We start from the raw sequence: 25376 nt of genomic DNA, 5'->3' as shown, positions 1-25376 counted from the left end.
ATACTCATTAAGGAAATAAGCATGGCGTTCAAATTCAAAACCTTTGCGGCAGTGGGTGCTCTGATTGGTTCTCTGGCACTTGTGGGTTGCGGCCAGGATGAAAAAGATCCGAATCATATCAAAGTCGGCGTGATTGTCGGCGCAGAGCAGCAGGTAGCCGAAGTCGCACAGAAAGTCGCGAAAGAAAAATACGGTCTGGACGTAGAACTGGTGACCTTTAATGATTATGTTCTGCCTAATGAAGCGCTGAGCAAAGGCGATATTGATGCCAATGCTTTCCAGCACAAACCGTATCTGGATCAGCAAATCAAAGATCGCGGCTATAAACTGGTTGCCGTGGGGAAAACTTTCGTTTACCCGATTGCCGGTTATTCCAAAAAAATCAAGTCACTGGATGAACTACAGAACGGTTCCCAGGTTGCCGTGCCTAACGATCCGACTAACCTTGGCCGCTCCCTGTTGCTGCTACAAAAAGTGGGGCTGATTAAGCTGAAAGACGGCGTTGGTTTACTCCCAACCTCGCTGGATATTGTGGAGAACCCGAAAAATCTGAAAATCGTCGAACTGGAAGCCCCACAGTTGCCGCGTTCGCTGGATGACGCACAGATCGCTTTAGCGGTCATCAACACGACATACGCCAGCCAGATTGGCCTGACGCCGGCAAAAGACGGTATCTTCGTTGAAGATAAAGATTCTCCGTACGTTAACCTGATCGTCACACGTGAAGACAATAAAGATGCCGAGAATGTGAAGAAATTCGTTCAGGCTTACCAGTCTGATGAAGTCTACGAAGCCGCAAATAAAGTTTTTAATGGCGGTGCGGTTAAAGGCTGGTAAGTTTTAGGCTGTTTCTACAATCTGTAATAATATGCAGGACGGGCTATTGCCCGTCTTGTCATTTATGCAAGCTCCTGATTCAATATCTGGCAATTAGGACATTCATTGAGGAAATATTATGCGTGCTTTACCGATCTGTTTATTGGCACTCATGCTGGGCGGTTGTTCCATGCTAAGCAGATCCCCTGTTGAACCCGTTCAAAGCACCGCAACCCCGCCAAAAGCGGAGCCGGAAAAACCTAAAGCGCCGCGTGCTACTCCCGTCAGGATTTACACGAATGCTGAAGACTTAGTCGGTAAGCCTTTCCGCGATCTTGGCGAGGTTAGTGGCGAATCCTGCCAGGCGACGAATCAGGACTCTCCGCCTAACATTCCAACGGCACGCAAACGTATGCAGATTAATGCTTCTAAAATGAAAGCCAATGCCGTCCTCTTGCACAGCTGTGAAATTACCAGCGGCACGCCAGGCTGTTACCGTCAGGCGGTCTGTATTGGATCGGCACTGAATATTTCGGCAAAATGAGCCACTTTCAGTTTGAGCAAATCGGCGTTATTCGCTCCCCTTATAAAGAAAAGTTCGCCGTTCCGCGCCAGCCTGGTCTGGTGAAAAGCGCCTGCGGCGAACTGCATCTGATGGCGCCCTACAACCAGGCCGATGCCGTCCGCGGCCTGGAGGCATTCAGTCACTTGTGGTTACTTTTCGTTTTTCATCAGACGATGGAAGGCGGTTGGCGACCAACCGTACGTCCGCCCCGTCTTGGCGGTAATGCCAGGATGGGCGTTTTTGCCACGCGCTCCACGTTCCGCCCGAACCCAATTGGCATGTCTCTCGTTGCGCTAAAAGGCATTGAGTGTCGAAAAGAGAGCGTGATACTGGAGTTAGGCAGTCTGGACCTGGTAGATGGTACGCCGGTAGTGGATATCAAGCCGTATTTGCCGTTTGCCGACGCGCTACCGGACGCCATCGCCAGCTATGCGCAACAAGCGCCGACGGCTGAAATGCCGGTGAGTTTTACCGCCGAGGTTGACCAGCAGTTTCCAGCACTGGAAAGACGTTATCCGCAGCTACGGGCTTTCATTGGCGATGTACTGGCCCAGGATCCCCGCCCGGCTTATCGTAAGGGTGAAGAAACGGGCAAAACCTATGCTGTTTGGCTGCATGATTTTAACGTGCGCTGGCGTGTAACAGACGCAGGATTTGAAGTGTTTGCGCTGGAACCACGGTAATTTCACGCCCTTCTCTTTTGACATCCCTTTCACGCTGGTAAACTAAATCACTTTTTTGTCTCAGGCTCGCCTTGAGCCTGTTCGATCGTTCAACTGGAACCGTAACAACATGCGTACTAGCCAATACCTGCTCTCCACTCTGAAGGAGACACCTGCCGACGCCGAGGTTATCAGCCACCAGCTGATGCTGCGCGCCGGGATGATTCGCAAACTCGCCTCCGGGTTATATACCTGGCTGCCGACCGGTCTGCGCGTCCTGAAAAAAGTCGAAAACATCGTGCGTGAAGAGATGAATAACGCCGGTGCTATTGAGGTGTCAATGCCAGTGGTTCAGCCAGCCGACCTGTGGCAAGAGAGTGGTCGTTGGGAACAGTACGGCCCGGAACTGCTGCGTTTTGTTGACCGTGGCGAGCGTCCGTTCGTACTCGGCCCAACCCACGAAGAAGTGATCACCGATCTGGTGCGTAACGAACTCAGTTCTTATAAGCAACTGCCGCTAAATTTCTTTCAGATCCAGACCAAGTTCCGTGATGAAGTACGTCCGCGTTTTGGCGTAATGCGCTCACGTGAATTCCTGATGAAAGATGCTTACTCTTTCCATACTTCTCAGGAATCCCTGCAGGAAACCTATGACGCCATGTATGCTGCGTACAGCCGTATCTTTAGCCGTATGGGGCTGGATTTCCGGGCAGTGCAGGCCGATACCGGCTCTATCGGCGGAAACGCCTCGCATGAATTCCAGGTGCTGGCGCAAAGCGGCGAAGATGACATCGTTTTCTCTGATGTTTCTGATTACGCAGCCAACATTGAGCTGGCTGAAGCCATCGCACCGCAGACACCGCGTGCAGCAGCAACGCAGGAAATGACTCTGGTCGATACACCGAACGCCAAAACTATCGCGGAGCTGGTAGAACAGTTCAACCTGCCAATTGAAAAAACGGTAAAAACGTTGCTGGTGAAAGCAGTAAAAGACAGTAAGTCTCCACTGGTTGCCCTGCTGGTTCGCGGCGATCATGAACTGAATGAAGTGAAAGCAGAAAAACTGCCGCAGGTTGCCAGCCCGCTCACCTTCGCTACCGAAGCAGAGATTCGCGACGTGCTCAACGCCGGTCCGGGTTCTCTCGGTCCGGTCAATATGTCGATTCCGGTCATCATCGATCGTACCGTTGCGGCCATGAGCGACTTTGCCGCTGGCGCTAACATCGACGGTAAACACTATTTCGGCATTAACTGGGATCGTGACGTCGCGACGCCAGAAGTTGCTGATATCCGTAACGTGGTCACAGGCGATCCGAGTCCGGACGGTCAAGGGACGTTGCTTATCAAACGCGGTATCGAAGTGGGCCATATCTTCCAGTTGGGCACCAAATATTCTGAAGCGCTGAAAGCGTCTGTTCAGGGTGAAGATGGCCGTAACCAGATCCTGACCATGGGCTGCTACGGTATTGGCGTAACGCGCGTTGTTGCCGCGGCTATCGAGCAAAACTTTGACGAACGCGGCATTGTATGGCCTGACGCTATTGCACCTTTCCAGGTCGCGATTCTGCCGATGAATATGCACAAATCCTTCCGTGTACAGGAGCTGGCGGAGAAACTGTACAATGCACTGCGCGCACAGGGGATTGAAGTACTGATGGACGACCGTAAAGAGCGTCCGGGTGTGATGTTTGCCGATATGGAACTGATTGGCATTCCACATACCATCGTGATTGGCGATCGTAACCTGGATAACGACGATATAGAGTATAAACACCGTCGTAGTGGCGAAAAATCGCTGATTAAAACCGGTGATATCGTTGACTATCTGGTCAAGGCTATTAAGGGCTAAACGGCTCTTATTGGGCTTTCCCGGTGGCGCCATAGTATGAACCGGATAGGCGTCGCGTTCTCCGGCTAATACATAAAGGCCTCGCATCATGCGAGGCCTATTTATTAGTTATGGCAATCTTTACCCGGCACAAACTTCGCCTCTTTATCGGCCATGAGCATTTTTACCGGCTCGCCCGTATCCGGGTTCGCGACAAAAATAAAATGTCCTTCTACCGTTAACAACACGGGGTTTTCTGCTTCGCCTTTAGCCTGCAGATAACCGCGTTCAAGTTGGGCATTACTGGCAACCGGGATCCGCTTTCCCGTTGCGCAATCGGTAAATGTCGCTGCATTAGCCCTATAAACATACATGCCACGTAGCGGCATTGGTGTTACCGGAAGACTGGCGGTAACAGGCTCAAGCATATAATTAAGCTGCGAAGCCACCGGATTCCCTTCCCGATCAAGCATCTCTAACGCATCGCCTTTCGCGCGATAATACGATTTCTCACCATTGCTGTCGGTTAATACCAGTTTATCCGCCGTCCGCGCCCAGGTACCGTATGACGCAAAAGAGGAAGGTTCTTCTCGCACGCCCTGATAGCGCTCGTTCATCACCCATGTGCCATCTTTTTCCAGAAACAGTGACGTTTCAATACCTTCACAATCCGCACAGGGCAGCACGCCTCGCCAGCTTTGCTGCATGGGTTTAAATTCCGCCGCTTGCGCGGGTTGCAGGGCGTCAACTTCCGCGCGGTTATTACATCCTATCAACGCAAACAGCGTACACGCTGCCGCCACTGACAATATTGCTGTTCTCACCATGAAATCCTTATGAAATTGCTATTCCGGCCCGTCAATCCAGTGGACGACGAACTTTGCCGCGAAGCGCCTTTACAGAAGATTTCTGCGCCTTCGAGGACAAGCGGCGCTCTTTCGAGGCACGCGTCGGGCGAGTTGCGCGACGGCTTTTCTGCTCCGCAGTTAATTCTTTTATGACGGCAACCAGCCTGGCGATAGCCGCTTCCCGGTTGAGCTCCTGGCTCCGGTACTCCTGCGCCTTAATGATAATCACGCCATCATGGCTTATCAGATGGTGGCTGGCCGTCAGCAAACGCTGTTTGTAATACTCTGGCAGGCCTGAGGCCCGAATGTCAAAGCGCAAATGAATCGCACTGGAGGTCTTATTAACGTGCTGACCGCCCGCGCCCTGCGCGCGAATGGCGGTAATTTCCAGCTCGTTATCGGCTATTGAGACCGTCCGTGATATCGAAATCATGAAGGCTGCTGCCAGACGGTGAGCTGTATTTCCAGATTATTCCGGGCATCAGAAAGCCAGATTGCGCCGTCCTGAATCGTCGCCTGTAATGTCATAGTACGATCGGCAAATTCACTGAGCTGCGCCAGTTGACCATCATCCAGATACCAGACGGACAGATTAGTGAACTGCGCGCACTTACTTTGATGTTGCTGCCACCAGATTTGCGCCGCCCGGCTGTTATAGACAAAGAGCGCGACATCCCCCGCTTGCGTACAGGCTTTTTTGAGACGGCGCTCATCCGGCAACCCCAGTTCTATCCACAGGTCAATTCCCAGATGATCGTTGCGCCGCCAGATCTCCGGCTCATCTTCTGCGCTAAGCCCACGCGTAAATTGTAACCGCTCATCGGCATATTTTATCCATGCCAACAGTCGTAGCATCATGCGCTCCTGTGTTTCAGAAGGGTGACGCGCCAGCGTCAACGCCGCATCCAGAAACCGGTTGCGATCAAGGTCAGCCACATTAACGACGGCTTTATAAATTGTCGCTTTAAGCGCCATGAGAAAACTCCTTTCGAATCAGGTATCCATTGTAGCGAAAACCGGGATAAAAGGCTGTTAACGAATCTTTTATGCGCCCCTGTCAGGCGCTGATATTGCCTGAGCGAGTATGGTATAGTCACCTTGCTAAACAGGATTTATCTTCGTAGGCTTAGACTTGCATCCACGGTTAAGTCAGAATGCTGACAGGAGGGCATGTGGAAAAATATTGTGAGTTAGTACGCAAGCGGTATGCGGAAATCGCCAGCGGAGACTTAGGGTATGTCCCGGATGCGCTGGGTTGTGTATTGAAAGTGCTTAATGAAATGGCGGCAGATAGCGCCCTTTCGGAGTCGGTCAGGGAAAAGGCAGCTTATGCTGCCGCGAACTTACTGGTGAGCGATTATGTCAATGAATGAAACGTATCAACCCATTAATTGCGATGACTACGACAGTCTTGAGCTTGCCTGCATGCATCATTTAATACTGACGCTGACGTTAAAAGATGGCGAAATTTTGCAGGCAAAAGCGAACGATTTACTTTTACGTAAAAACGTGGAATACCTGCTTGCCGAGGTTTCCGGCGAACCGCGCGAGCTGCGTCTCGATAAAATTGCCAGTTTCAGCCACCCGGAAATTGGTACGGTAGTGGTCAGCGAATCCTGAACCCTGCTGCCGGATAAAGCGATTTCGCCGCTATCCGGCATTTTATTCTTCTTCCCGCCACAGCAGCGCCATACCGTTTTCGCCGTCCGCAAGCCCGTCACAGGTGACAAAATGCCCCGCCGCTGCAATCAGCGTATCGCCATAAAACAGTAGCGGCGTGGTATCGCGCCGCCAGGAAGGCACATTCAGCTCCTGCCAGATTTTCTTCAGTTTACGTCCGCCGTGACGTCCAACAATATGCAACACTCCTGGTGCCTTAAAACGAATGCTGACGGATTCTTCGGCGCGCGGTTGCCGCAGTTCACCGCCCGGGACGAGTTGCACCGTTCCTAATCCAGCAGGTAATGCCAGCGGCGTGCGCCAGACAGGCCAGGAGAGCGTCGCTTCGCTTTGCCCGGCAACGGATTTAATCCACCACAGTTGCGACTGATAACGGCGAATCTCACGATCGCCAAAGCGTAAACAGGGGGAAGCATCCTCGCGCGCCAGCGCCACTTCCCGCCAGATACGTTCCAGCGCATCGCGAGAGGGCATCGGCGCATTAAGCCTCGCCAGCCAGCGGCGCACAATCGCCGCCCGGCGCACATCACTCATCGCCATTAATGGAGAAAGCTGCAATGTGCCCCGCGCCGTAATACAGTCCGCAAGGTCGCTGGCCAGAAGTTCATCTAACAGTCTTTCTTGCTCGGCGCACAGCGCCGCGCTACGGGCGACCGATGCGGAGAAATGCGGCCAGCGCTGCTGCAGAAGCGGGAGCGCGCGCAAGCGTAAAAAATTGCGATCGTAGGCGTCATCCTGATTGCTTTCATCCTCAATCCAGCGTAAGCCATACTGCATAGCCCAGCGCTCCAGCGTCTCCCGCGTTTCTCCCAGCAGTGGACGAAGAAGTTGAGTTCCGGCAAAAGGCGAACGTTCTCCCATTGCGGAAAGTCCGGCCGGCCCGCTACCGCGCTTGAGCGCCAACAGGAATGTTTCACACTGATCGTCGAGATGCTGCGCGGTTGCCAGCACTTCGCCTGGCAATAGCGCCTGTGCAAATGCCCGATATCTCGCCTCTCGCGCATGGGCTTCAACCCCCAGACCGCTATCCGCCAGTGTCACACGCGCCACTACCAACGGAACCTGCCAGTCTTCACACACGACTTCGCAATGCCGCACCCAACTGTCAGCATGAGGACTTAAACCATGATGGATATGGATAGCGCGTAGCGTAACGTCAGGATGTTGTTCTCGCCATAGCACCAGTTGATGAAGAAGCACTGTGGAATCCAGGCCGCCGCTAAAGGCGGCCAGAACACGGCGAGAAGAGAGTAACGAAGTATTCAGAGTAAGAGTCGTCATGGTAAGTGCTTATAGTCACGTTGCCCGGCAACGTTACCTGGCTAACGGCTTAATGACAAGTCTTACTGTTCATAGAGCTCAAGCGGTAAACCATCCGGATCATTGAAAAAAGTAAAGCGCTTCCCGGTAAACGGATCGACGCGTATTGGTTCACACTTAATCTGATGTTTCTCCAGATATGCAATGGCATTTTCCACATTTTCTACGCTGAAAGCCAGATGGCGCAAACCGCAAGCTTCTGGTCGGCTCGGACGCGCCGGAGGAAAGGGAAAAGAGAAAAGCTCAATCACATACTGCCCATTGAGCGCCAGATCGCCCTTCCACGAATCACGCTCCTCCCGCCAGGCTTCACTTATCAAGTCGAACCCCAGAACATCGCAATAAAACGCTTTGCTTGCCGCATAATCTGTGGCAATGATCGCGATGTGATGAACCTGTTTTAATCCCAGCATAGCGCCTCCTTTATTGTTTATCAGTACGTTACTCACCACTTTCCGTTCAGGCAAGCTGGCTGGTATTTTTTAAAACTCGCACCTGGTACACGCCATCTTCATTCTGTTTCGCGCCGTGAATATCCGTTTCAAAACCGGGATAGTGTTGACCAATCGAACATAGCATCAACAGAAAATCGAGCACAGCCCGGCTTTCCTGAGTGATTCTCTCTCCAGGCATCAACAGCGGAACGCCTGGCGGATACGGCAGAATCATATTCGCGGAAATGCGTCCTGGCAGTTGCTCGAGCGCGACAGTTTCTACTTCGCCTTTGATCTGACGCTGCCAGGCCTGATGCGGCGTCATGACCATCTCGGGTAAAACCTCGAATGCCCGCAGCATTAAGCCAGGGAGATCGTGCTGGCGGATCAATTTATGAATCCCCTGCGCCAGATCCTGAATACGCATATTACGATAAAAATCGGGATCTTCCGCATACAGATCCGGCAACATATTTTTGACGCGCAAATTCAGATCGTAAGCGCGTTTAAATTCGGTCAGGCCGCGCAGCAGTCCCATCGCACGGGTCTTATCAATGCCAATACTGAACAAAAATAGCAAATTATACGGCCCGGTTTTTTCAACCACTACACCGCGTTCATCAAGGAATTTCGCCACCAGCGCGGCGGGTATCCCCTCTTCGCTCATGTTGCCCTGCTCATCCATCCCTGGCGTCAGGATCGTCACCTTGACCGGGTCAAGGAACATATGATCGTCATCAGCATCGGTGAAACCGTGCCATGTCTCTCCCGGCGCTATCGGCCAGCACTCAGCTTCATCCACCACTTCCGGTTGCCAGATATCAAAGAACCAGCTATCGGACTCTTCACGTAACCGCTGCACCTCTTTACGAAAATGGAGCGCTCGTTCCACCGAGCGATTGATCAATCGCTTTCCCTGATTACCACGCAGCATCGCCGCCGCCGTCTCAATAGAAGCAACAATAGGATAGCTCGGCGATGTGGAGGTGTGCATCATAAACGCTTCATTAAACGTCTCTTCGTCATACTCCCCTTTGATATGAATCAGCGAGGCCTGCGAGAGCGCCGCCAGCATTTTATGAGTAGACTGCGTTTCAAAGAAAACTTTGCCCGGTACCCGCTCGCCGCTCATGCCGCTTTTTCCCTGATAAATAGGATGGAAATGAGTATAAGGCACCCACGCGGAATCAAAGTGGATTGAAGGAACATCCAGCGCCTGTTTAATCCAGTTTGTGTTATACAACAAACCATCATAGGTAGAATTGGTGATAACGGCATGAACCGGCCACTGCGCCTGCGCGGTTTCCGCCACCTTACGTGCGATACTGTCGCGAGTAAATTCACGCCTCGGAATCCCCCCGAGAATACCGAGCGCGTTTCGCGTCGGTTTTAGCCATAGCGGTACCACGTCACTCATCATCAAAAGATGCGCAAGGGATTTGTGGCAATTGCGATCGATGAGTAATGTGCTTCCTGACGGCGCGGCGTACATGCCGACAATTTTATTTGACGTCGACGTACCATTGGTCACCATATAACTCTGCTCGGCGCCAAACGTGCGGGCAATGTATTCTTCCGCTTCCAGATGCGGCCCGGTATGATCCAGCAGCGAGCCAAGCTCAGTCACTGAAATAGAAACGTCGGCTTTTAGCATGTTGCCGCCGAAAAAATCGTAAAACAAACAACCCACCGGGCTTTTTTGATATGCCGTACCCGCCATATGGCCCGGCGTACAGAAAGTATATTTTCCCTCTTTCACATAGGTGAACAGGGCTTTGGTAAACGGCGGGGTGATATTGTCGAGGTATTCATGAGTGTACTGGCGAATGCGGGTGGCGATATCATCCGCCTGCCCCAGCGCATATTCAAAGAACCACAGCGCCATACGCATCTCATGCACGCTCACATCCAGCGTTGAGTGGGTATTGATAAAAGCGTAGAGAGGAAGATATTCATTTAGCTGATTGATATCACTACACAGGTCGAGGTTGTATTCATCCCAGTCAAAAATCACACCACAAATGCGTGGGTTATGTTCAATAAACTTCAACAGGTCAACGCTATTTTGCGGCCAGATAATCTGAAATCCCTGCGCCTGTAACGCACGCTCAAGCTCCTTGATGGGCTCATCTTTATAAAAAACCCCATGCAGCCCCATAATGGCGATGATATTCATGCTTTCTCCTGGAAAAAACCTGAGATAAGCATAGTAACAATCCTGCCGGTGCAAGGCACCGACAGGATTTATCTTATTACAACGCGCTCCAGGCATCGGCCCAGGCAATTCCCACGCCGGGCTCATAGTAACCCGGTGCGACGTTACACCAGGAGCCAGCCGGGAACGACTTACACTGGTATAATGCGCCATTATTGTTGACAATATCGCCCGGATTCCATTTCTGGCTGCTACTCCAGGATGGATAGGTGATTCCCTTATCTTCCTCGTCACTGGACGCCGCTTTCGCTTTGACATTCAGCGTGTAGGTAGCGGTACTGGAGAGCGAGCCATCGCTGACTTTCAGGCTCACAACGTATTGCGCCTCTTTTGATGCTACAGGCGCATTGAAAATTACAACGGCTTTATCCTGGCCGCTGAGCGTTTTGCCATCCTGCGACATCCAGGTATAAGTCAGTTTATCGCCATTCGCGTCGGTTGAACCTTCCGCGCTCAGCGACACCTCACTTCCCGCTTCCACTGCACCGACTGGCCCGGCGATACGGGCAACCGGTGCGACGTTTTCATCGGTCACGGGCGTGGGCGCAGGAATAGTATCCGGCTCGGCGTTACCGGCATCATCCACCACGTTGACGTTGAAATAATGCTGGACGCATTTGCTATAATCCCCCTGTTTAAAAGCGGTATACGGCGTCTGGTAGCCGACTAACTGGCAGGAGTAGGTTTTACCGTCCGGTGTATCACTGCTCCATCCCCAATCCTGTTCCCAGTAAATCGGCAGCGCACCGGCACCGTACTCATCAAACTGCTTCATTTTCTTACAGCCCAAGACCTCATCTGCGGGCACCGGTACTTTCAGATAATTAGCGAACTCTTTGTAATAGGCAATACGGTTGAGAGACTGGGCGTTTTCATCCGCGCCGCCACATTCAACGCCGCCGTTGATGATTTGGATTGTCACGCCAAAACCGGAAACCAGCCCGTTTGCCTTGTCGTGATCATTTGGTTGCCAGGTACCATCAATCACGTGAAGCATAGACGGTTTTGGCGGCTGGGGATAAACAAAGAAGAATACTGCGCTGGCGAGGTTCATCCAGGTATCCGCCACCAGCTCGGGTTTATCCAGCAGTGGGCGAACATCGCCATACATCGCGTCAGAGAAAGGGCCGTAGTTGTAATTATAAGAAAGCTGTTTTGCCCCACGGCCAAAATAGCTGAGGAAATCGCCGTCTTTATCTTTACCGCATGGCCAGGTCTGTCCCTGCCATACATCAGGGTTACATTCACCGTTGTAGCCGCCTTTCTGCCCTTCCGTCCAGCCGACTTCACGCAGATAGACCAGCGCCTGCCGCCATTCCGGAATATCACGCCAGCTTTCGTGACCGCCCGTTTCCTGGGCAAAATGCGCAAACATAGTAGCCAGGGTTTTACGGCAGATAGCATCGCTATCACGTCCATCGGTGTAGGTGCCGCAAACCGCCGGGAATTTACCTATCGCTTTCAGAAAGTTGGAATAGGTATACTCTGGCGCGCGCAGCGGGAACAGATAATCCCAGTCGGCCTCTTTCAGAATACTTTCAACGCGTTTTACGTTTGCCGGGTTAGCGGCGCGCCCCGGTTCGATTTGTTCGACCGCGCTGTTATCCAACGTCTGGATAGAGGATTTCACTGCCTCCATTAACGGAAAATCCGTCAGCGCTTTCTCTTTCGCCGCCAGATCGCTGGCGTTGATGGTCATTGGCTCACTACTGCTAAGCAGCGGCGCGGCCTGCGCACCGGATAAGCTCAACATGATTCCTGCCGCCACGGCGCTGAGCGCCAGTGTTTTTTGCAATCCCATAATTTTCTCCTTGAAGGGTAGTTCACTGCCTGCCCTGGCCACACGCCTGGCAGTTGCTACAGTGTCAGGGAGAACACGCCGTCGCGTTTAATCACATCAGCGCATCAGCGTCTCATTTTTCCTCAGCCAAAAAAAAGAGGCCGGATAATCCGGCCTCTTTGAAAAAATGAGAGAAATGATCAGGCGTAACCGTAGCTCATCAAACGCTGATAACGACGATTTTTTAAATCATCGGTGCTTAACACATCAAGATCGGCTAAATCTTCCAGCAGTTGCGCTTTTAGCGATGCCGCCATCGCTTCCGGATTACGGTGCGCGCCGCCCAGCGGCTCCGGAATGATGGAATCGATTAGCTTCAGCTCTTTCAGACGCGGCGCGATGATGCCCATCGCTTCAGCAGCCAATGGCGCTTTGTCGGCGCTTTTCCACAAAATAGAGGCGCAACCTTCCGGAGAGATAACGGAATAGGTGCTGTATTGCAGCATATTCACTTTATCACCCACGCCAATCGCCAATGCGCCGCCGGAACCGCCTTCACCAATCACAGTACAGATAATTGGCACGTTCAGACGCGACATTTCACGTAGGTTACGGGCAATCGCTTCAGACTGACCACGCTCTTCCGCGCCCACGCCAGGGTAAGCCCCCGGGGTGTCGATGAAGGTGATAATCGGCATGTTGAAACGTTCAGCCATTTCCATCAGGCGCAGCGCTTTGCGGTAGCCTTCCGGTGCCGGCATCCCAAAGTTACGCCGAATCTTTTCTTTGGTTTCACGGCCTTTTTGATGACCAATAACCATCACCGGACGTCCTTCCAGACGCGCGATACCGCCGACAATGGCTTTGTCATCAGCATAGGCGCGATCGCCCGCCAGCTCATCAAATTCATCAAACGCCAGGCGAACATAATCCAGAGTGTACGGACGCTGTGGGTGGCGCGCCAGTTGGGCAACCTGCCATGCGCCAAGATCGGCGAAGATTTTGCGCGTTAGTTCTACGCTTTTTTCGCGCAGGCGATGGACTTCTTCATCGATATTAATATCCAGTTTCTCATCCTGGCGGCTTACCGCAGTCAGAGAATCGATTTTCGCTTCCAGCTCTGCTATCGGCTGTTCAAAATCAAGGAAATTCAGACTCATAGTATTCCTGTATTAGTCAAACTCCAGTTCCACCTGCTCCGAACCAATGAGGCCACGGAGATCGTTTAATAAACGATCGCTCGGAGAGACACGCCACGTTGCGCCAAAACGCAGCCGCGCGCGCGCATCCGCCCTCTGATAGTAGAGATGTACTGGAATGGTCCCCGAGCGGTGGGGTTCCAGAGACTGACGGAGTCGGTTTAAAAGCTGGTCATCAATTTGCCTGTCCGTCAGCGAGATAGCAAGCCCGCGAGCGTATTTTTCGCGAGCTTCGTCAATATCCATCACTTCGCGGGCGGTCATTTTAAGCCCCCCACTGAAGTCATCAAAGCTGACCTGTCCGCTGACGATAAGTATGCGGTCTTTTTCCAGCAGCTGCTGATATTTATCCAGCGCGTCGGTAAATAACATCACTTCCAGACGCCCGGAACGGTCATCCAGAGTACAGATGCCGATACGATTGCCACGCTTGGTGACCATAACCCTTGCGGCAATTACGAGCCCCGCAGCCGTGGTAACTTTACCACGTTCCGTCGGATGCATGTCTTTGAGCCTTACCCCGCCGACATAGCGCTCAATTTCTTTTAGATACTGATTGATGGGGTGGCCCGTCAGGTACAGCCCCAACGTTTCACGTTCCCCATCTAACACCACCTGCTCCGGCCACGGCTGGCAGCTGGCGTAGGATTGTTCAATTTGCTCCGGCTCTTCCGCCAACACGCCGAACATATCCGCCTGCCCGATGGCTTCCGCTTTAGCGTGCTGGTCGGCAGCTTTTAGCGCATCGCCCAGCGAGTTCATCAGCGCGGCGCGGTGCGGTCCCAACCGATCAAACGCCCCGGACATGATCAGTTTTTCCAGCACCCGGCGGTTGAGCTTTTTGGTATCGGTCCGCGCACACAGATCAAACAACTCGCGAAAATAGCCGCCATTGTTACGCGCCTCAATAATCGCCTCGATCGGCCCTTCGCCGACGCCTTTGATCGCGCCAATCCCGTAGACAATCTCCCCATCATCGTTAACGTGGAAATGGTATAATCCGGAGTTAATATCCGGCGGCAGAATTTTTAGCCCCATCCGCCAGCATTCATCTACCAGGCCTACAACTTTCTCGGTGTTGTCCATATCGGCTGTCATCACCGCCGCCATAAATTCCGCCGGATAGTGCGCCTTCAGCCATAGCGTCTGGTAAGACACTAACGCATAAGCGGCAGAGTGTGATTTGTTAAACCCGTAACCGGCGAATTTCTCCACCAGGTCAAAGATTTTCATCGCCAGTTCGCCGTCAATACCATTCTTTTTCGCGCCTTCCTCAAAGACGGACCGCTGTTTGGCCATCTCCTCCGGCTTTTTCTTACCCATCGCACGACGCAGCATATCCGCGCCACCGAGGGTATAGCCGGAAAGTACCTGCGCTATCTGCATCACCTGTTCCTGATACAGGATAATGCCGTAGGTCGGCTCCAGTACCGGTTTCAGGCTTTCATGCTGCCACTGAACGTCCGGATAAGAGAGTTCTTCACGACCATGCTTACGGTCAATAAAGTTATCAACCATCCCTGACTGCAACGGACCTGGACGGAACAACGCCACGAGGGCGATCATATCTTCAAAGCAGTCTGGCTGCAGACGTTTGATCAGGTCTTTCATGCCGCGCGATTCAAGCTGGAACACCGCCGTGGTTTCCGAGCGCTGCAGCATGTCGAAGCTTTTTTTATCGTCCAGCGGGATGGCGGCGATGTCCAGCGGCGGCTCGCCGTTCTTCTCGCGCCGCTTGTTGATCATCTCCAGCGCCCAGTTGATGATGGTCAGGGTACGCAGGCCGAGGAAGTCAAACTTCACCAGCCCGGCGTATTCCACGTCACTTTTATCAAACTGAGTAACCGGATGTTTGCCCTCTTCATCACAGTAAAGCGGCGCAAAGTCAGTAATTTTGGTCGGCGCAATTACCACGCCGCCGGCGTGCTTCCCGGCGTTACGCGTGACGCCTTCCAGCTTACGCGCCATGTCGATCAGCGCTCTGACCTCTTCATCTGCCTCATAAATCTCAGGCAATTGTGGTTCCGCTTCGAAGGCTTTTGCCAGCGTCATGCCCGGATCAGGCGGCACCAGCTTGGAAATACGGTCCACAAAGCCGTAAGGATGGCCCAACACACGCCCCACGTCACGGATAACCGCTTTCGCCGCCATCGTACCGAAGGTAATAATTTGCGATACCGCATCACGTCCGTACATGTCCGCGACGTGCTCAATCACCTGATCGCGTTTCTCCATACAGAAGTCAACGTCAAAGTCAGGCATCGAGACACGCTCCGGGTTAAGGAAACGTTCGAACAGCAGGTCAAATTCCAGCGGATCAAGGTCGGTAATTTTCAGCGCGTAGGCCACCAGCGATCCAGCCCCGGACCCACGCCCCGGCCCCACTGGCACTCCGTTATCTTTTGACCACTGGATAAACTCCATTACAATGAGGAAGTAGCCGGGGAATCCCATCTGGTTGATAACCTGGAGTTCAATATCCAGGCGCTCATCATACTCTGGACGGCGTTTTTTACGTTCTTCTTCATCCGGGAACAGGAACGCCAGGCGCTCTTCAAGCCCCTCTTTCGCTTTTTTGACCAGATAGTCTTCAGTGGTCATATCACCGGTCGGAAACTGCGGCAGGAAATACTCACCCAAACGCACCGTGACATTACAACGTTTGGCAATCTCAACAGTGTTTTCCAGCGCTTCCGGAATATCGGAAAACAGCTCACACATCTCATCGATGCTGCGCATATATTGCTGCGGTGAGTAGTTTCGCGGACGTTTAGGATCGTCCAGCGTGAAACCGTCGTGGATCGCGACACGAATTTCATGCGCGTCAAAATCCTCGCTTTCAAGGAAACGGACATCGTTGGTCGCTACGACCGGCAACCCCCGCGCCTCCGCCAGTGCGACAGCAGCGTGAAGATATGTTTCTTCGTCTTGCCTGCCGGTACGGATCAGTTCGAGAAAGTAACGATCGGGGAAGTGCGCTTCATAGAATGCCACGCACTCTTCAACCAGGGCATTATTGCCACGTAACAGGCTGCGCCCGACGTCGCCCATTCGCCCGCCAGACAGCAGAATCAACCCTTCTTTGAGTTCCGCCAGCCATTCCCGGTCAATTACCGGGCCTTCAGCACCGTAACCGCGCTGATAGGCTTTTGATATCAATAACGTCAGGTTTTGATAACCTGTGTTATTGGCCGCGAGTACGGTCAACTGCGTCAGTTCATCGGCCAACAACTCGCTACGAACATGAAAGTCAGCGCCGACAATGGGTTTAATGCCTGCACCATGACCCGCTCCGTAGAACTTCACCAGACCGCAGAGGTTGGTAAAATCGGTGATCGCCAGCGCAGGCATACCTAATGAGGCCGCCTTTTTCACCAGCGGCCCGGTTTTTGCCAACCCATCGATCATAGAGTAGTCGCTGTGCACCCGCAGGTGGACGAAACGTGGTTCAGACATCTTCAGATTTCTCGATACAAGAATCAGGACGCAAGTCCCAGAGCGCGTTTAACTGGCGCAAAGCTGCGTCGGTGGTGCGCCGTCGCGCCATACTGTGCCAACTTTTCCAGATGAAAAGCGGTTGGATAGCCTTTGTGCTGCGCAAAGCCATACTGAGGAAAAACGATATCCAGCGCCGCCATTTCTGCGTCGCGGGTGACTTTCGCCAGAATAGACGCCGCGCTAATCTCCGCCACCCGGCTGTCCCCTTTGACGACCGCCATCGACGGCACCGGCAGAGCCGGACAACGATTGCCATCAATCAGCACATATTCTGGCGCAATATGCAGGCCTGCGACAGCGCGCTGCATAGCGAGCATCGTGGCGTGCAAAATGTTTAGCTCATCGATTTCATGCGGTTCCGCGCGTCCCAGACTCCAGCTTAACGCCTTTTCTTTAATCTCGTCATACAGCGCAAGGCGGCGTTTTTCTGAAAGTTTTTTGGAATCATTAAGACCAACGATCGGACGCGCCGGATCGAGGATTACGGCGGCGGTGACGACCGCGCCTACCAGCGGGCCACGGCCCACCTCATCTACACCCGCCACTAAATGCGTGTGCGGATAAACAAATTCTATCATCGTGCTAACTCCAGAACCGCGTCCGCCGCCTGCTCATCAGCATTGCAGCGGATCTGCTGGTGCAGTTCGCGGAACGTATCATGCATTTCATGGCTGGTTTTACCGTTCGCTAACAACGGCAGCAAGGCCTCCGCCAGCCGCTGCGGCTCGCACTCCTCCTGCAACAGCTCTTTCACCAGCGCTCTACCCGCCAGCAGGTTAGGCAACGACACATACTCGGTTTTCACCAGACGTTTCGCCAGCCAGAAGGTGAAGGGTTTCATGCGATATCCCACTACCATCGGGCATTTTGCCAACATGCACTCCAGCGCCGCCGTACCCGAGGCCAGCAGAGCCGCATCGCTGGCAACCATCGCTTCACGCCCCATGCCATCCAGTAAATGAACGGCGAGATCCGGCGCAACCGCTGCTTTGATTTTTTCAAACTGTTCGCGGCGTTTCGCGTTCACTAACGGCACCACCACCTCCAGATCGGGGTAACGCTGTCGCAGCAATTGCGCGGTTTTCAGAAAATCTGCACTGAGCATTTCAACTTCTGCGCCCCGGCTTCCCGGAAGCAGCGCCAGGCAGTGGGCATCATGCGCAATGCCGAGCATATCGCGTGCCGCATTTTTATCCGGATCCAGCGGCATGGCATCCGCCATGGTGTGACCGATAAAGCGGCACGGGACGTTAAATTTATCGTAAAACGCTTTTTCGAAAGGCAGAAAAGCCAGCACCATATCGGTGGATCTACCTATTTTGAAAACGCGTTTCTGTCGCCAGGCCCAAACGGACGGGCTGACATAATGAATGGTCTTAATGCCCTGTTTTTTCAGGTTACCTTCGAGGGTAATGTTGAAATCAGGGGCATCAATCCCGACAAAGACATCCGGCTTAAGCGCGGTAAAACGGCGGGTCAGATCGGCGCGGATATGCAACAAACGGCGTAAACGTCCAAGCACTTCAACAATGCCCATCACCGCCAACTCTTCCATTTCGTACCAGGCTTCACACCCTTCAGCCTGCATACGCGGCCCCGCAACGCCCACAAAACGGGCATTGGGTACACGCGCTTTCAGCGCACGAATTAAGCCTGCGCCAAGAATATCGCCGGACGTTTCGCCGGCGACCAGGGCAATCGTTAAAGGACGCTGTGCCGCCATTAACGAATCGGACCGCGCGTTGAACGCTCAAAGAACTCGGTAAACGCCTTCACTTCCGGATGCTTTTCCGCAAGTTCAGCAATTTCCAGCTTCGCTTCATCGAGCGTTTTACCGCTGCGATACAGCAGTTTATAAGCATTACGAATGGCCAGCAGCCCTTCACGGCTGAAGCCCCGGCGTTTCAATCCTTCGATATTTACCCCGAACGGCGTCGCATGGTTACCCTGTGCAATCACATACGGAGGGACATCCTGCGCCACGCCGGAGCAGCCGCCAACCATCACATGCGCACCGATAATGCAAAATTGATGAACTGCCGTCATACCGCCGATGATCGCAAAATCATCGACTGATACGTGCCCCGCCAGCGTTGCATTATTGGCGAGGATACAACGATTACCTACCGTACAATCATGTGCGACATGCGCATTGATCATCAGCAGGTTATCGCTGCCCACCTTCGTCAGCCCACCACCCTGCACTGTACCACGATGAATGGTGACGCTTTCGCGGATGCGGTTACGATCGCCAATTTCCACACGGGTTGGTTCACCAGCATATTTCAGATCCTGGTTCACTTCACCGATGGAGGCAAACTGATAAATCTCGTTGTCGCGGCCGATTTTGGTTTGACCATTCACGACCACATGAGACTTCAGTACGGTTCCCTCACCAATTTCGACCTGCGGTCCAACAATACAAAAGGGACCAATGTGGACATTAGCACCAAGTACAGCACCGTCTTCCACAATGGCGGTAGGATGAATAAAGGCGGATTTATCAATCACGTATCAGGCCTCCCGGCTACGAGCACACATCATTGTTGCTTCGCACACCACTTTACCGTCAACCAGCGCAACCCCTTTAAAGCGGGTCAGGCCGCGACGCGTTTTTTCGAAAGTGACTTCCATAATCATCTGATCGCCTGGCACAACCGGACGCTTAAAGCGCGCTTCATCAATACCCGCGAAATAGTACAGTTCACCCGGTTCCAGTTTACCAACGCTTTTAAACGCCAGAATACCGGTTGCCTGCGCCATCGCTTCCAGAATCAGTACGCCTGGTAAAATCGGTTTGCCAGGGAAGTGTCCCTGGAAAAACGGCTCGTTGACGGAGACATTTTTCACCGCACGCAGAAAACGCCCTTCTTCAAAGTCCAGCACGCGATCGACCAGTAAAAACGGAAAACGGTGCGGCAGAAGCTCTAAAATCTCTTCAATCTGCAGAGTATGAGTGTTAGTAGTCAAAATACTCTTCCTGTCCAAATATACAAAAAGGCAATAATAACACGGCCTGCCGCAATCGTATGAATGTGACAGGCCGGAAAAGAATGGCAACGACAAGGCGGAACGCTAGTCTTGTTGATTAACCTTGCGCTCAATGGCTTTGAGACGCTTGCTCATATCATCAATGTTCATCACCAGCGCAGCCGTTTTACGCCATACTTTGTTGGGTTGCAGCGGAATGCCTGAGGAGTAGACGCCCGGTTCCGTGATAGGACGCATCACCATACCCATGCCAGTTACCGTGACTTTGTCGCATATTTCCATATGCCCATTGATCACGCTGGCGCCGCCAATCATGCAGTAACGGCCAATCTTCAGGCTACCCGCCATAATGACGCCACCGGCAACCGCCGTATTGTCGCCAATCACAACGTTATGTGCAATCTGGCACTGATTATCAATAATAACGCCGTTGCCAATAACAGTATCATCCAGCGCGCCACGGTCAATGGTGGTACAAGCACCGATCTCGACACGATCGCCGATAATGACCCGACCCAATTGCGGGATCTTCACCCAATTGCCACGATCGTTAGCGTAACCAAAACCGTCTGCGCCAATCACCGTACCAGACTGGATCAGGCAATTCTCACCGATCTGAATGTCGTGGTAAATCGTTACGTTCGCCCATAAGCGTGAACCCGCCCCGATTTTGGTATTTTTTCCGACAAAACATCCGGCGCCGATAATCACGTTATCGCCCAGTTGTACGCCGGATTCAATCACCGCATTCGCGCCGACTGAAACATTGTTACCCAGCGTTGCCGTCGCATCAATCACTGCACTCGGTGCGATATCCTGCGCGGGCTGCGGCGTGGTATCTAAAATTTGCGCCATGCGCGCGTAAGTCAGGTAGGGATTTTTAACTACCAGCGCCGCGCTCTTAGCAAAAGGGAGGAAGTCCTGCGTCATAACAACCGCAGAAGCCTGGCATAATCCCAGGTGTTCACGGTACTTAGGATTCACCATGAACGTAATATGGCCTGTTGTTGCAGATTGCATGGACGCAACGCCGGTGATGACGATATCGCCATCACCGTGTAATTCAGCATCCAACTGTTCTGCTAAGTCAGCCAGTCGAATTGAAGGCATTACTTATTTAACCTGTTTCAGTACGTCAGCGGTGATGTCTTTCACATCGCTGCTGTTGTAAGCAACGGTGTTCGCGTCTACGACCAGATCGATGTTCTGGTCATTAGCCACTTTTTTCACGGCAGTCTGGATACGCGTCACCAGTTTGCCACGTTCTTCGTTGGAACGACGAGCGCGATCTTTCTCAAAAGCCTGCGCTTTTTGTGCGAACGTCTGGCGCTCAGACATGACATCTTTTTCCAGCTTAGAACGATCGCTACCTGCCTTCATGGATTGCAGACGCTGCATTTTAGATTGCAGGTCGTTTTCCATTTTTTGCAGTTCAGCCGCACGGCCTTTAAATTCGTTTTCCAGTGTATTGGATACACCCGTCTTCTGCGCAACCTGTTGGAACAGATTACCCATGTTGACGATCGCAATTTTGTCAGCAGCCTGTGCGGACGTTACCATCGCCAAACCGAGACCTGCAGCTAATAACCACTTTTTCACAATAAACTCCTTACCATCCCATTTGCACCCGAAGGTACAGCTCTTTGCGTGGCCTGGCGATCCCTGAAGGCATCGCCAAAAGTCATCGCTACACTACCAATGCATTCCTTTGCAGTGAACAATTACCAGGTTTTACCAATGTTAAACTGGAACTGCTCGGCTTTGTCTCCATCGTACTTTTTAAACGGCTGGGCGTAGGAGAAGACCAACGGCCCCAATGGGGACATCCATTGTAATGCGATACCCGCGGACATACGGATATTACTTGGATCGCTGTAGTCCGGGTAGCCAGAATACTGGCTGGAGTCCCAATTCGTATCCCAGACGGTCCCCATATCCCAGAAGAAAGAAGTACGGACCGAATTAGCATATTTCTCGCTGATAAATGGCGTCGGCGTGATAAATTCCAGGCTGGCGACCGCCATCGCGTTACCCCCTACCGCATCATCCGACTTACACATATCTTTTGCGCCGTCCTGCGTCGCGCAATCGTAGTCGTCACCAGCATCGTAATTTTTAGGGTTATAGGGATAATAGACCGCCTTAGGACCAATGGTATTGGACTGGAAACCACGAACGGTACTGGAACCACCGGCATAAAAGTTCTCATAGAACGGCATCTCTTTACCGCCTAAACCATCACCATAACCAAAGCGGGTACGGCCCAGAATAACCCACTTATGATCGTCATCGATCGGCACATAGGTCGCGGTATCCAACGTCGCTTTATAGTATTCGTTATCCGATCCCGGAATCGTCACCTTACCATTCAGGTTGATACGCGTACCTTCCGTCGGGAAGTAACCACGGTCCAGTTTGTTGTAGGTCCAGCCGTAGTTAAAGGTGAAGTCATCAGTGCTAAAACTATTATCCTGATCATTAGTACTCGGATACTGGCCCATTGATGCCAGATAACGCCACATTGCAACCTGCGGTTCCATATTGGACAGGGAGTTATGTACATACCCTAAGCCCGCGCGCAACGTGTTGTACTCATTGATGGGGAAGCCGAGCGTCACATCCGTACCGTAACTTTTGTTGGTATAGTCGGACAGATCCGCATCGTCTGCCTGGAAGTCGTTATAGAAAATACGACCACCCAGGCTCACACCGTCAACGGTAAAGTAGGGGTTAGTCACGGACAGTTCGCTATAGGTCTGGTAGTCGTTTTTGGTCCCGTTAATACCCACGGAATAGCCAGTACCTAACCAGTTGTCCTGCTGAACGCCGGCCTGGAAGCTGACGCCGCTTTCTGTACCGTAGCCAATACCGAAGTTGAAGCTACCGGTATTACGCTCTTTCACTTTGTAGACCACGTCTACCTGATCCGGGCTGCCCGGAACGCGCTGCGTATCGGTATCAACGGTTTCAAAGTAACCCAAACGGTTCAGACGTTCTTTCCCCTGGTCGACCAGATCGCTGCCCAGCCATGCCCCTTCCATTTGGCGCATTTCGCGGCGCAGAACGGAATCTTTTGAAGTATCGTTGCCTTCAAAACGGATCTTACGCACGTAGAAACGGTTACCAGCATCTACGTTAACGCGTAACTTAACGGTTTTGTCGGCATCGTTAATTTCGGGCTGTGATTGCACGCGCGGATAAGCGTAACCATAGCGACCAAGAAGCTTTTTAATGTCATCTTCCATTTTGGTCACTTTGGTGCCGTTATAGAGCTCACCAGGTTCAATTTTCGTCAGGCTCTCGATTTCTGCAGAATGCCCGGCCAGGTTACCACTCACCTGAACCCCGGAAAGCTTGTACTGATCGCCCTCGGTGATATTGATGGTGATGTAAATTCCTTTCTTGTCCGGCGTCAGGCTCACTTGCGTAGAGTCGATATTGAAACGTGCGTAGCCGCGATCCAGATAGTAACTGCGAAGGGTTTCAAGGTCGCCCGCCAGCTTCTGCTTCTGATATTTACGATCGCCGACAACGTTCCACCATGGAACTTCATCACGCAACTGGAAATGAGAAATGAGTTCTTCAGTGCTAAAGGCATGGTTACCGACGATATTGATCTGTTGGATCTTCGCCGATACGCCCTCCTGGAACACCAGTTTAAGGTCAACACGGTTGCGCGGCAGAGGCGTGACAACCGCCTTAACGCTGGCGCTGTATTTACCCACGCTATAGTAAAAGTCTTCCAGTCCTTTTTCGATATCAGACAACGTGGTGCGATCCAGAGACTCGCCAACACGTACGCCAGACGCTTCGAGGTTTTGCTTAAGCATGTCATCTTTCACCGACTTGTTACCGGAGAAAGTGATGCTGGCAATGGTCGGACGTTCTTTTACCTGAACCAGAAGGGTATCACCATCGCGCAGGACGCGGACGTCCTCAAAGTTGCCGGTGGCGAACAGAGCGCGAATGGTGTTACTGATATCTTCATCATTAACCGTGTCGCCTGTGCGCACCGGCATACTGAGGAGAGCCGCACCAACGGCGACTCGCTGCAGGCCTTCGAAATGAATGTCCTTCACTACGAACCCTTCAGCACCGTATACGGTGGCGCTGCTGAACAGCAGCGACGCTATGAGCAACTTTTTCATCGCCATCGTTATTATGCGTTCTTCCTAACTAACTCTCTTACAACCGAGAGAAATCATTGAAAAGTGCAAGCCCCATTAACAACACCAGCAAAATCGAGCCAATGCGATAACTAAAGTCTTGAACTCGCTCGGATACCGGCCCGCCCTTAAGCTTTTCAATCGCCAGGAACAGCAGATGCCCCCCGTCAAGAACGGGCAGCGGAAACAGGTTAATTATCCCTAAGTTCACGCTGATTAGCGCAAGGAACATCAGGTAATAAATCACCCCGAACTCCGCTGACATCCCAGCCCCCTGAGCGATAGAAATCGGCCCACTGAGGTTGTTCAGTTTCACATCACCGGTTATCAATTTACCCAGCATACTGACCGTCAGCTTCATCAACTGCCACGTCTTATCCGTGGCTTCGAGGATGGCGCTAAAAGGTCCATACTGGCGTACAGTCTTGTACTCTTCCGGCAGAGGAATAATTTTAGGCACTACGCCTGCAAAGCCTTCCGCCTTTCCGTTAACCGATTTCGTATCCGGCGTTAACGTCAACGACAAGTCGCTCCCCTGCCTTTCAATCTCTAACGCTAACGGCTTACCGGGATTATCGCGTACAAACGTAACAAACGTCATCCACTGCGTTAACGGCTGACCATCGACTTTAACGATCCTGTCGCCCGCTTGCAAACCCGCTTTACTGGCCGCAGAATTCGCCTGCACTTCCGACAGTACCGGTTCGATCTGGGGCGCCCGAGGCCGAATCCCTAAAGAAGATACAGGATCTTGCTTATCAGGCTCAAATGCCCAGTGACGTAAATCAAGCGTTTTGTCCTGTCGCTGGTCGCTGCCAAACGGCGAGACGCTCACTGTCGTCTGCGGATCTCCGATTTTGGATACCAGTTGTAAACGCACAGCATCCCAATCAGGGGTTTCGATACCGTCAACGGCTTTAAGTTCCGTACCTGGCGTAATTTGCGCCTGCGCGGCAATCGAATTGGGCGTTATTTCACCAACAACCGGACGAACGCCAGGGACGCCGATGATAAAGACCAGCCAGTAAGCAAAGATAGCAAAAATGAAGTTCGCAACCGGACCTGCGGCAATAATTGCGGCCCGCCGGCCCACCGTTTTGTTATTGAAGGCGTGGCGGCGCAATTCCGGTGCTACCGGTTCGGCGCGTTCATCCAGCATTTTGACATAGCCGCCCAGCGGGATCAGGGCGATGACATATTCAGTACCGTACCGATCGGTACGACGCCAGAGCGCTTTACCAAAACCGATGGAAAAGCGCTCGACACGAACACCGCAGCGCCGGGCAACCCAGAAATGACCAAATTCATGCACAGTGATCAGCACGCCCAGTGCAACGATGAATGCAGCCAGATTCCAGAGAATACTCAGCATAA

General features: G+C 52.5%; 23 protein-coding genes. 6 read left to right on the top strand and 17 right to left on the bottom strand.

The features are described from left to right. Positions 1-21: 21 nt before the first annotated feature. The 4 genes from metQ to proS all read left to right on the top strand — a co-directional run bounded on the left by metQ (position 22) and on the right by proS (position 3892). Positions 22-837 (top strand): methionine ABC transporter substrate-binding lipoprotein MetQ, encoded by an 816-nt coding sequence (metQ, locus tag SBG_RS01180; RefSeq protein WP_000874234.1) that lies wholly within the window; start codon positions 22-24, stop codon positions 835-837. A gap of 118 nt (positions 838-955) precedes the next feature. Next, positions 956-1360 carry an Rcs stress response system protein RcsF gene (gene rcsF, locus SBG_RS01175; RefSeq protein ID WP_001202316.1) on the top strand — a complete coding sequence of 135 codons (405 nt, stop codon included), beginning with the start codon at positions 956-958 and terminating at the stop codon, positions 1358-1360. Further along, a complete protein-coding gene (gene tsaA, locus SBG_RS01170; protein WP_000017857.1) occupies positions 1357-2064 on the top strand; it encodes a tRNA (N6-threonylcarbamoyladenosine(37)-N6)-methyltransferase TrmO in 708 nt (235 codons plus the stop codon). Before rcsF ends, tsaA begins: the two co-directional genes overlap by 4 nt. Positions 2065-2173: 109 nt before the next feature. Then, complete coding sequence (gene proS / locus SBG_RS01165) at positions 2174-3892, top strand: proline--tRNA ligase (protein ID WP_001260685.1); 1719 nt, start codon at positions 2174-2176, stop codon at positions 3890-3892. A gap of 104 nt (positions 3893-3996) precedes the next feature. Here proS and nlpE read toward each other — a convergent pair whose 3' ends face one another. The 3 genes from nlpE to SBG_RS01150 are packed head-to-tail and all read right to left on the bottom strand — an operon-like array spanning position 3997 to position 5694. Beyond that, the gene (gene nlpE / locus SBG_RS01160; protein WP_000252569.1) at positions 3997-4698 is read right to left on the bottom strand and encodes an envelope stress response activation lipoprotein NlpE; all 702 of its coding nucleotides are present in this window, start codon (positions 4696-4698) and stop codon (positions 3997-3999) included. 31 nt (positions 4699-4729) lie between these two features. Next, positions 4730-5152, bottom strand: coding sequence for an alternative ribosome rescue aminoacyl-tRNA hydrolase ArfB (gene arfB / locus SBG_RS01155; protein WP_000623664.1), 423 nt, complete (start codon positions 5150-5152; stop codon positions 4730-4732). Then, positions 5149-5694: a YaeQ family protein gene (locus SBG_RS01150; RefSeq protein ID WP_001185322.1), complete on the bottom strand. Its 546-nt coding sequence runs from the start codon at positions 5692-5694 to the stop codon at positions 5149-5151. The genes arfB and SBG_RS01150 overlap by 4 nt, the downstream gene beginning before the upstream one ends. 197 nt (positions 5695-5891) lie before the next feature. On the opposite strand from SBG_RS01150, the gene SBG_RS01145 reads away from it, so the two are divergent. After that, positions 5892-6092 (top strand): YaeP family protein, encoded by a 201-nt coding sequence (locus SBG_RS01145; RefSeq protein ID WP_013991363.1) that lies wholly within the window; start codon positions 5892-5894, stop codon positions 6090-6092. Further along, positions 6079-6339 carry a Rho-binding antiterminator gene (gene rof, locus SBG_RS01140; protein WP_000062328.1) on the top strand — a complete coding sequence of 87 codons (261 nt, stop codon included), beginning with the start codon at positions 6079-6081 and terminating at the stop codon, positions 6337-6339. The genes SBG_RS01145 and rof overlap by 14 nt, the downstream gene beginning before the upstream one ends. A 42-nt stretch (positions 6340-6381) precedes the next feature. Here the strand turns inward: rof and tilS are convergent, their stop codons facing one another. The 14 genes from tilS to rseP all read right to left on the bottom strand — a co-directional run bounded on the left by tilS (position 6382) and on the right by rseP (position 25374). Next, positions 6382-7680 (bottom strand): tRNA lysidine(34) synthetase TilS, encoded by a 1299-nt coding sequence (gene tilS / locus SBG_RS01135; RefSeq protein WP_000210075.1) that lies wholly within the window; start codon positions 7678-7680, stop codon positions 6382-6384. Between the two features lie 62 nt (positions 7681-7742). Continuing rightward, entirely contained in the window at positions 7743-8132 is a 390-nt protein-coding gene (locus tag SBG_RS01130; protein ID WP_000901081.1) for a VOC family protein, read from the bottom strand. 46 nt (positions 8133-8178) lie between these two features. Then, complete coding sequence (gene ldcC, locus SBG_RS01125) at positions 8179-10329, bottom strand: lysine decarboxylase LdcC (RefSeq protein WP_001020947.1); 2151 nt, start codon at positions 10327-10329, stop codon at positions 8179-8181. A gap of 76 nt (positions 10330-10405) precedes the next feature. Continuing rightward, entirely contained in the window at positions 10406-12169 is a 1764-nt protein-coding gene (locus SBG_RS01120; RefSeq protein WP_000524159.1) for a glycoside hydrolase family 19 protein, read from the bottom strand. A gap of 179 nt (positions 12170-12348) precedes the next feature. Continuing rightward, positions 12349-13308: an acetyl-CoA carboxylase carboxyl transferase subunit alpha gene (gene accA, locus SBG_RS01115; protein WP_000055757.1), complete on the bottom strand. Its 960-nt coding sequence runs from the start codon at positions 13306-13308 to the stop codon at positions 12349-12351. A gap of 12 nt (positions 13309-13320) precedes the next feature. Continuing rightward, entirely contained in the window at positions 13321-16803 is a 3483-nt protein-coding gene (dnaE, locus tag SBG_RS01110; RefSeq protein ID WP_001294811.1) for a DNA polymerase III subunit alpha, read from the bottom strand. 23 nt (positions 16804-16826) lie between these two features. Continuing rightward, positions 16827-17423, bottom strand: coding sequence for a ribonuclease HII (gene rnhB / locus SBG_RS01105; RefSeq protein ID WP_000569409.1), 597 nt, complete (start codon positions 17421-17423; stop codon positions 16827-16829). Next, on the bottom strand, positions 17420-18568 hold the full coding sequence (gene lpxB, locus SBG_RS01100) for a lipid-A-disaccharide synthase (protein WP_000741210.1): 1149 nt from the start codon (positions 18566-18568) through the stop codon (positions 17420-17422). Before lpxB ends, rnhB begins: the two co-directional genes overlap by 4 nt. Then, on the bottom strand, positions 18568-19356 hold the full coding sequence (gene lpxA / locus SBG_RS01095; RefSeq protein WP_000565956.1) for an acyl-ACP--UDP-N-acetylglucosamine O-acyltransferase: 789 nt from the start codon (positions 19354-19356) through the stop codon (positions 18568-18570). The genes lpxB and lpxA overlap by 1 nt, the downstream gene beginning before the upstream one ends. 3 nt (positions 19357-19359) lie before the next feature. After that, the gene (gene fabZ, locus SBG_RS01090) at positions 19360-19815 is read right to left on the bottom strand and encodes a 3-hydroxyacyl-ACP dehydratase FabZ (protein ID WP_000210741.1); all 456 of its coding nucleotides are present in this window, start codon (positions 19813-19815) and stop codon (positions 19360-19362) included. A 105-nt stretch (positions 19816-19920) separates the two neighbouring features. Then, the gene (gene lpxD / locus SBG_RS01085; protein WP_001139268.1) at positions 19921-20946 is read right to left on the bottom strand and encodes a UDP-3-O-(3-hydroxymyristoyl)glucosamine N-acyltransferase; all 1026 of its coding nucleotides are present in this window, start codon (positions 20944-20946) and stop codon (positions 19921-19923) included. A gap of 3 nt (positions 20947-20949) precedes the next feature. Then, on the bottom strand, positions 20950-21435 hold the full coding sequence (skp, locus tag SBG_RS01080; RefSeq protein WP_000758961.1) for a molecular chaperone Skp: 486 nt from the start codon (positions 21433-21435) through the stop codon (positions 20950-20952). Between the two features lie 122 nt (positions 21436-21557). Then, a complete protein-coding gene (bamA, locus tag SBG_RS01075; protein WP_001240916.1) occupies positions 21558-23990 on the bottom strand; it encodes an outer membrane protein assembly factor BamA in 2433 nt (810 codons plus the stop codon). A gap of 31 nt (positions 23991-24021) precedes the next feature. Then, entirely contained in the window at positions 24022-25374 is a 1353-nt protein-coding gene (rseP, locus tag SBG_RS01070; protein WP_000949024.1) for a sigma E protease regulator RseP, read from the bottom strand. Positions 25375-25376: the final 2 nt, after the last annotated feature.

This window comes from Salmonella bongori NCTC 12419 (genome assembly GCF_000252995.1).
In the GTDB taxonomy this organism is placed as follows: domain Bacteria; phylum Pseudomonadota; class Gammaproteobacteria; order Enterobacterales; family Enterobacteriaceae; genus Salmonella; species Salmonella bongori.
Note: the sequence above shows the minus strand (reverse complement) of the source record. Positions and strands in the feature narration are given on the sequence as shown.

Bases quoted from the DNA above. Each gene is read 5' to 3' on its own strand.
- ldcC (WP_001020947.1), bottom strand. From the start codon at position 10,329: ATGAATATCATCGCCATTATGGGGCTGCATGGGGTTTTTTATAAAGAT.
- arfB (WP_000623664.1), bottom strand. From the start codon at position 5,152: ATGATTTCGATATCACGGACGGTCTCAATAGCCGATAACGAGCTGGAA.
- tilS (WP_000210075.1), bottom strand. From the start codon at position 7,680: ATGACGACTCTTACTCTGAATACTTCGTTACTCTCTTCTCGCCGTGTT.
- rnhB (WP_000569409.1), bottom strand. From the start codon at position 17,423: ATGATAGAATTTGTTTATCCGCACACGCATTTAGTGGCGGGTGTAGAT.
- lpxB (WP_000741210.1), bottom strand. From the start codon at position 18,568: ATGGCGGCACAGCGTCCTTTAACGATTGCCCTGGTCGCCGGCGAAACG.
- dnaE (WP_001294811.1), bottom strand. From the start codon at position 16,803: ATGTCTGAACCACGTTTCGTCCACCTGCGGGTGCACAGCGACTACTCT.
- SBG_RS01130 (WP_000901081.1), bottom strand. From the start codon at position 8,132: ATGCTGGGATTAAAACAGGTTCATCACATCGCGATCATTGCCACAGAT.
- rof (WP_000062328.1), top strand. From the start codon at position 6,079: ATGTCAATGAATGAAACGTATCAACCCATTAATTGCGATGACTACGAC.
- proS (WP_001260685.1), top strand. From the start codon at position 2,174: ATGCGTACTAGCCAATACCTGCTCTCCACTCTGAAGGAGACACCTGCC.
- lpxD (WP_001139268.1), bottom strand. From the start codon at position 20,946: ATGCCTTCAATTCGACTGGCTGACTTAGCAGAACAGTTGGATGCTGAA.
- rseP (WP_000949024.1), bottom strand. From the start codon at position 25,374: ATGCTGAGTATTCTCTGGAATCTGGCTGCATTCATCGTTGCACTGGGC.
- tsaA (WP_000017857.1), top strand. From the start codon at position 1,357: ATGAGCCACTTTCAGTTTGAGCAAATCGGCGTTATTCGCTCCCCTTAT.
- bamA (WP_001240916.1), bottom strand. From the start codon at position 23,990: ATGGCGATGAAAAAGTTGCTCATAGCGTCGCTGCTGTTCAGCAGCGCC.
- rcsF (WP_001202316.1), top strand. From the start codon at position 956: ATGCGTGCTTTACCGATCTGTTTATTGGCACTCATGCTGGGCGGTTGT.
- nlpE (WP_000252569.1), bottom strand. From the start codon at position 4,698: ATGGTGAGAACAGCAATATTGTCAGTGGCGGCAGCGTGTACGCTGTTT.
- accA (WP_000055757.1), bottom strand. From the start codon at position 13,308: ATGAGTCTGAATTTCCTTGATTTTGAACAGCCGATAGCAGAGCTGGAA.
- SBG_RS01120 (WP_000524159.1), bottom strand. From the start codon at position 12,169: ATGGGATTGCAAAAAACACTGGCGCTCAGCGCCGTGGCGGCAGGAATC.
- metQ (WP_000874234.1), top strand. From the start codon at position 22: ATGGCGTTCAAATTCAAAACCTTTGCGGCAGTGGGTGCTCTGATTGGT.
- SBG_RS01150 (WP_001185322.1), bottom strand. From the start codon at position 5,694: ATGGCGCTTAAAGCGACAATTTATAAAGCCGTCGTTAATGTGGCTGAC.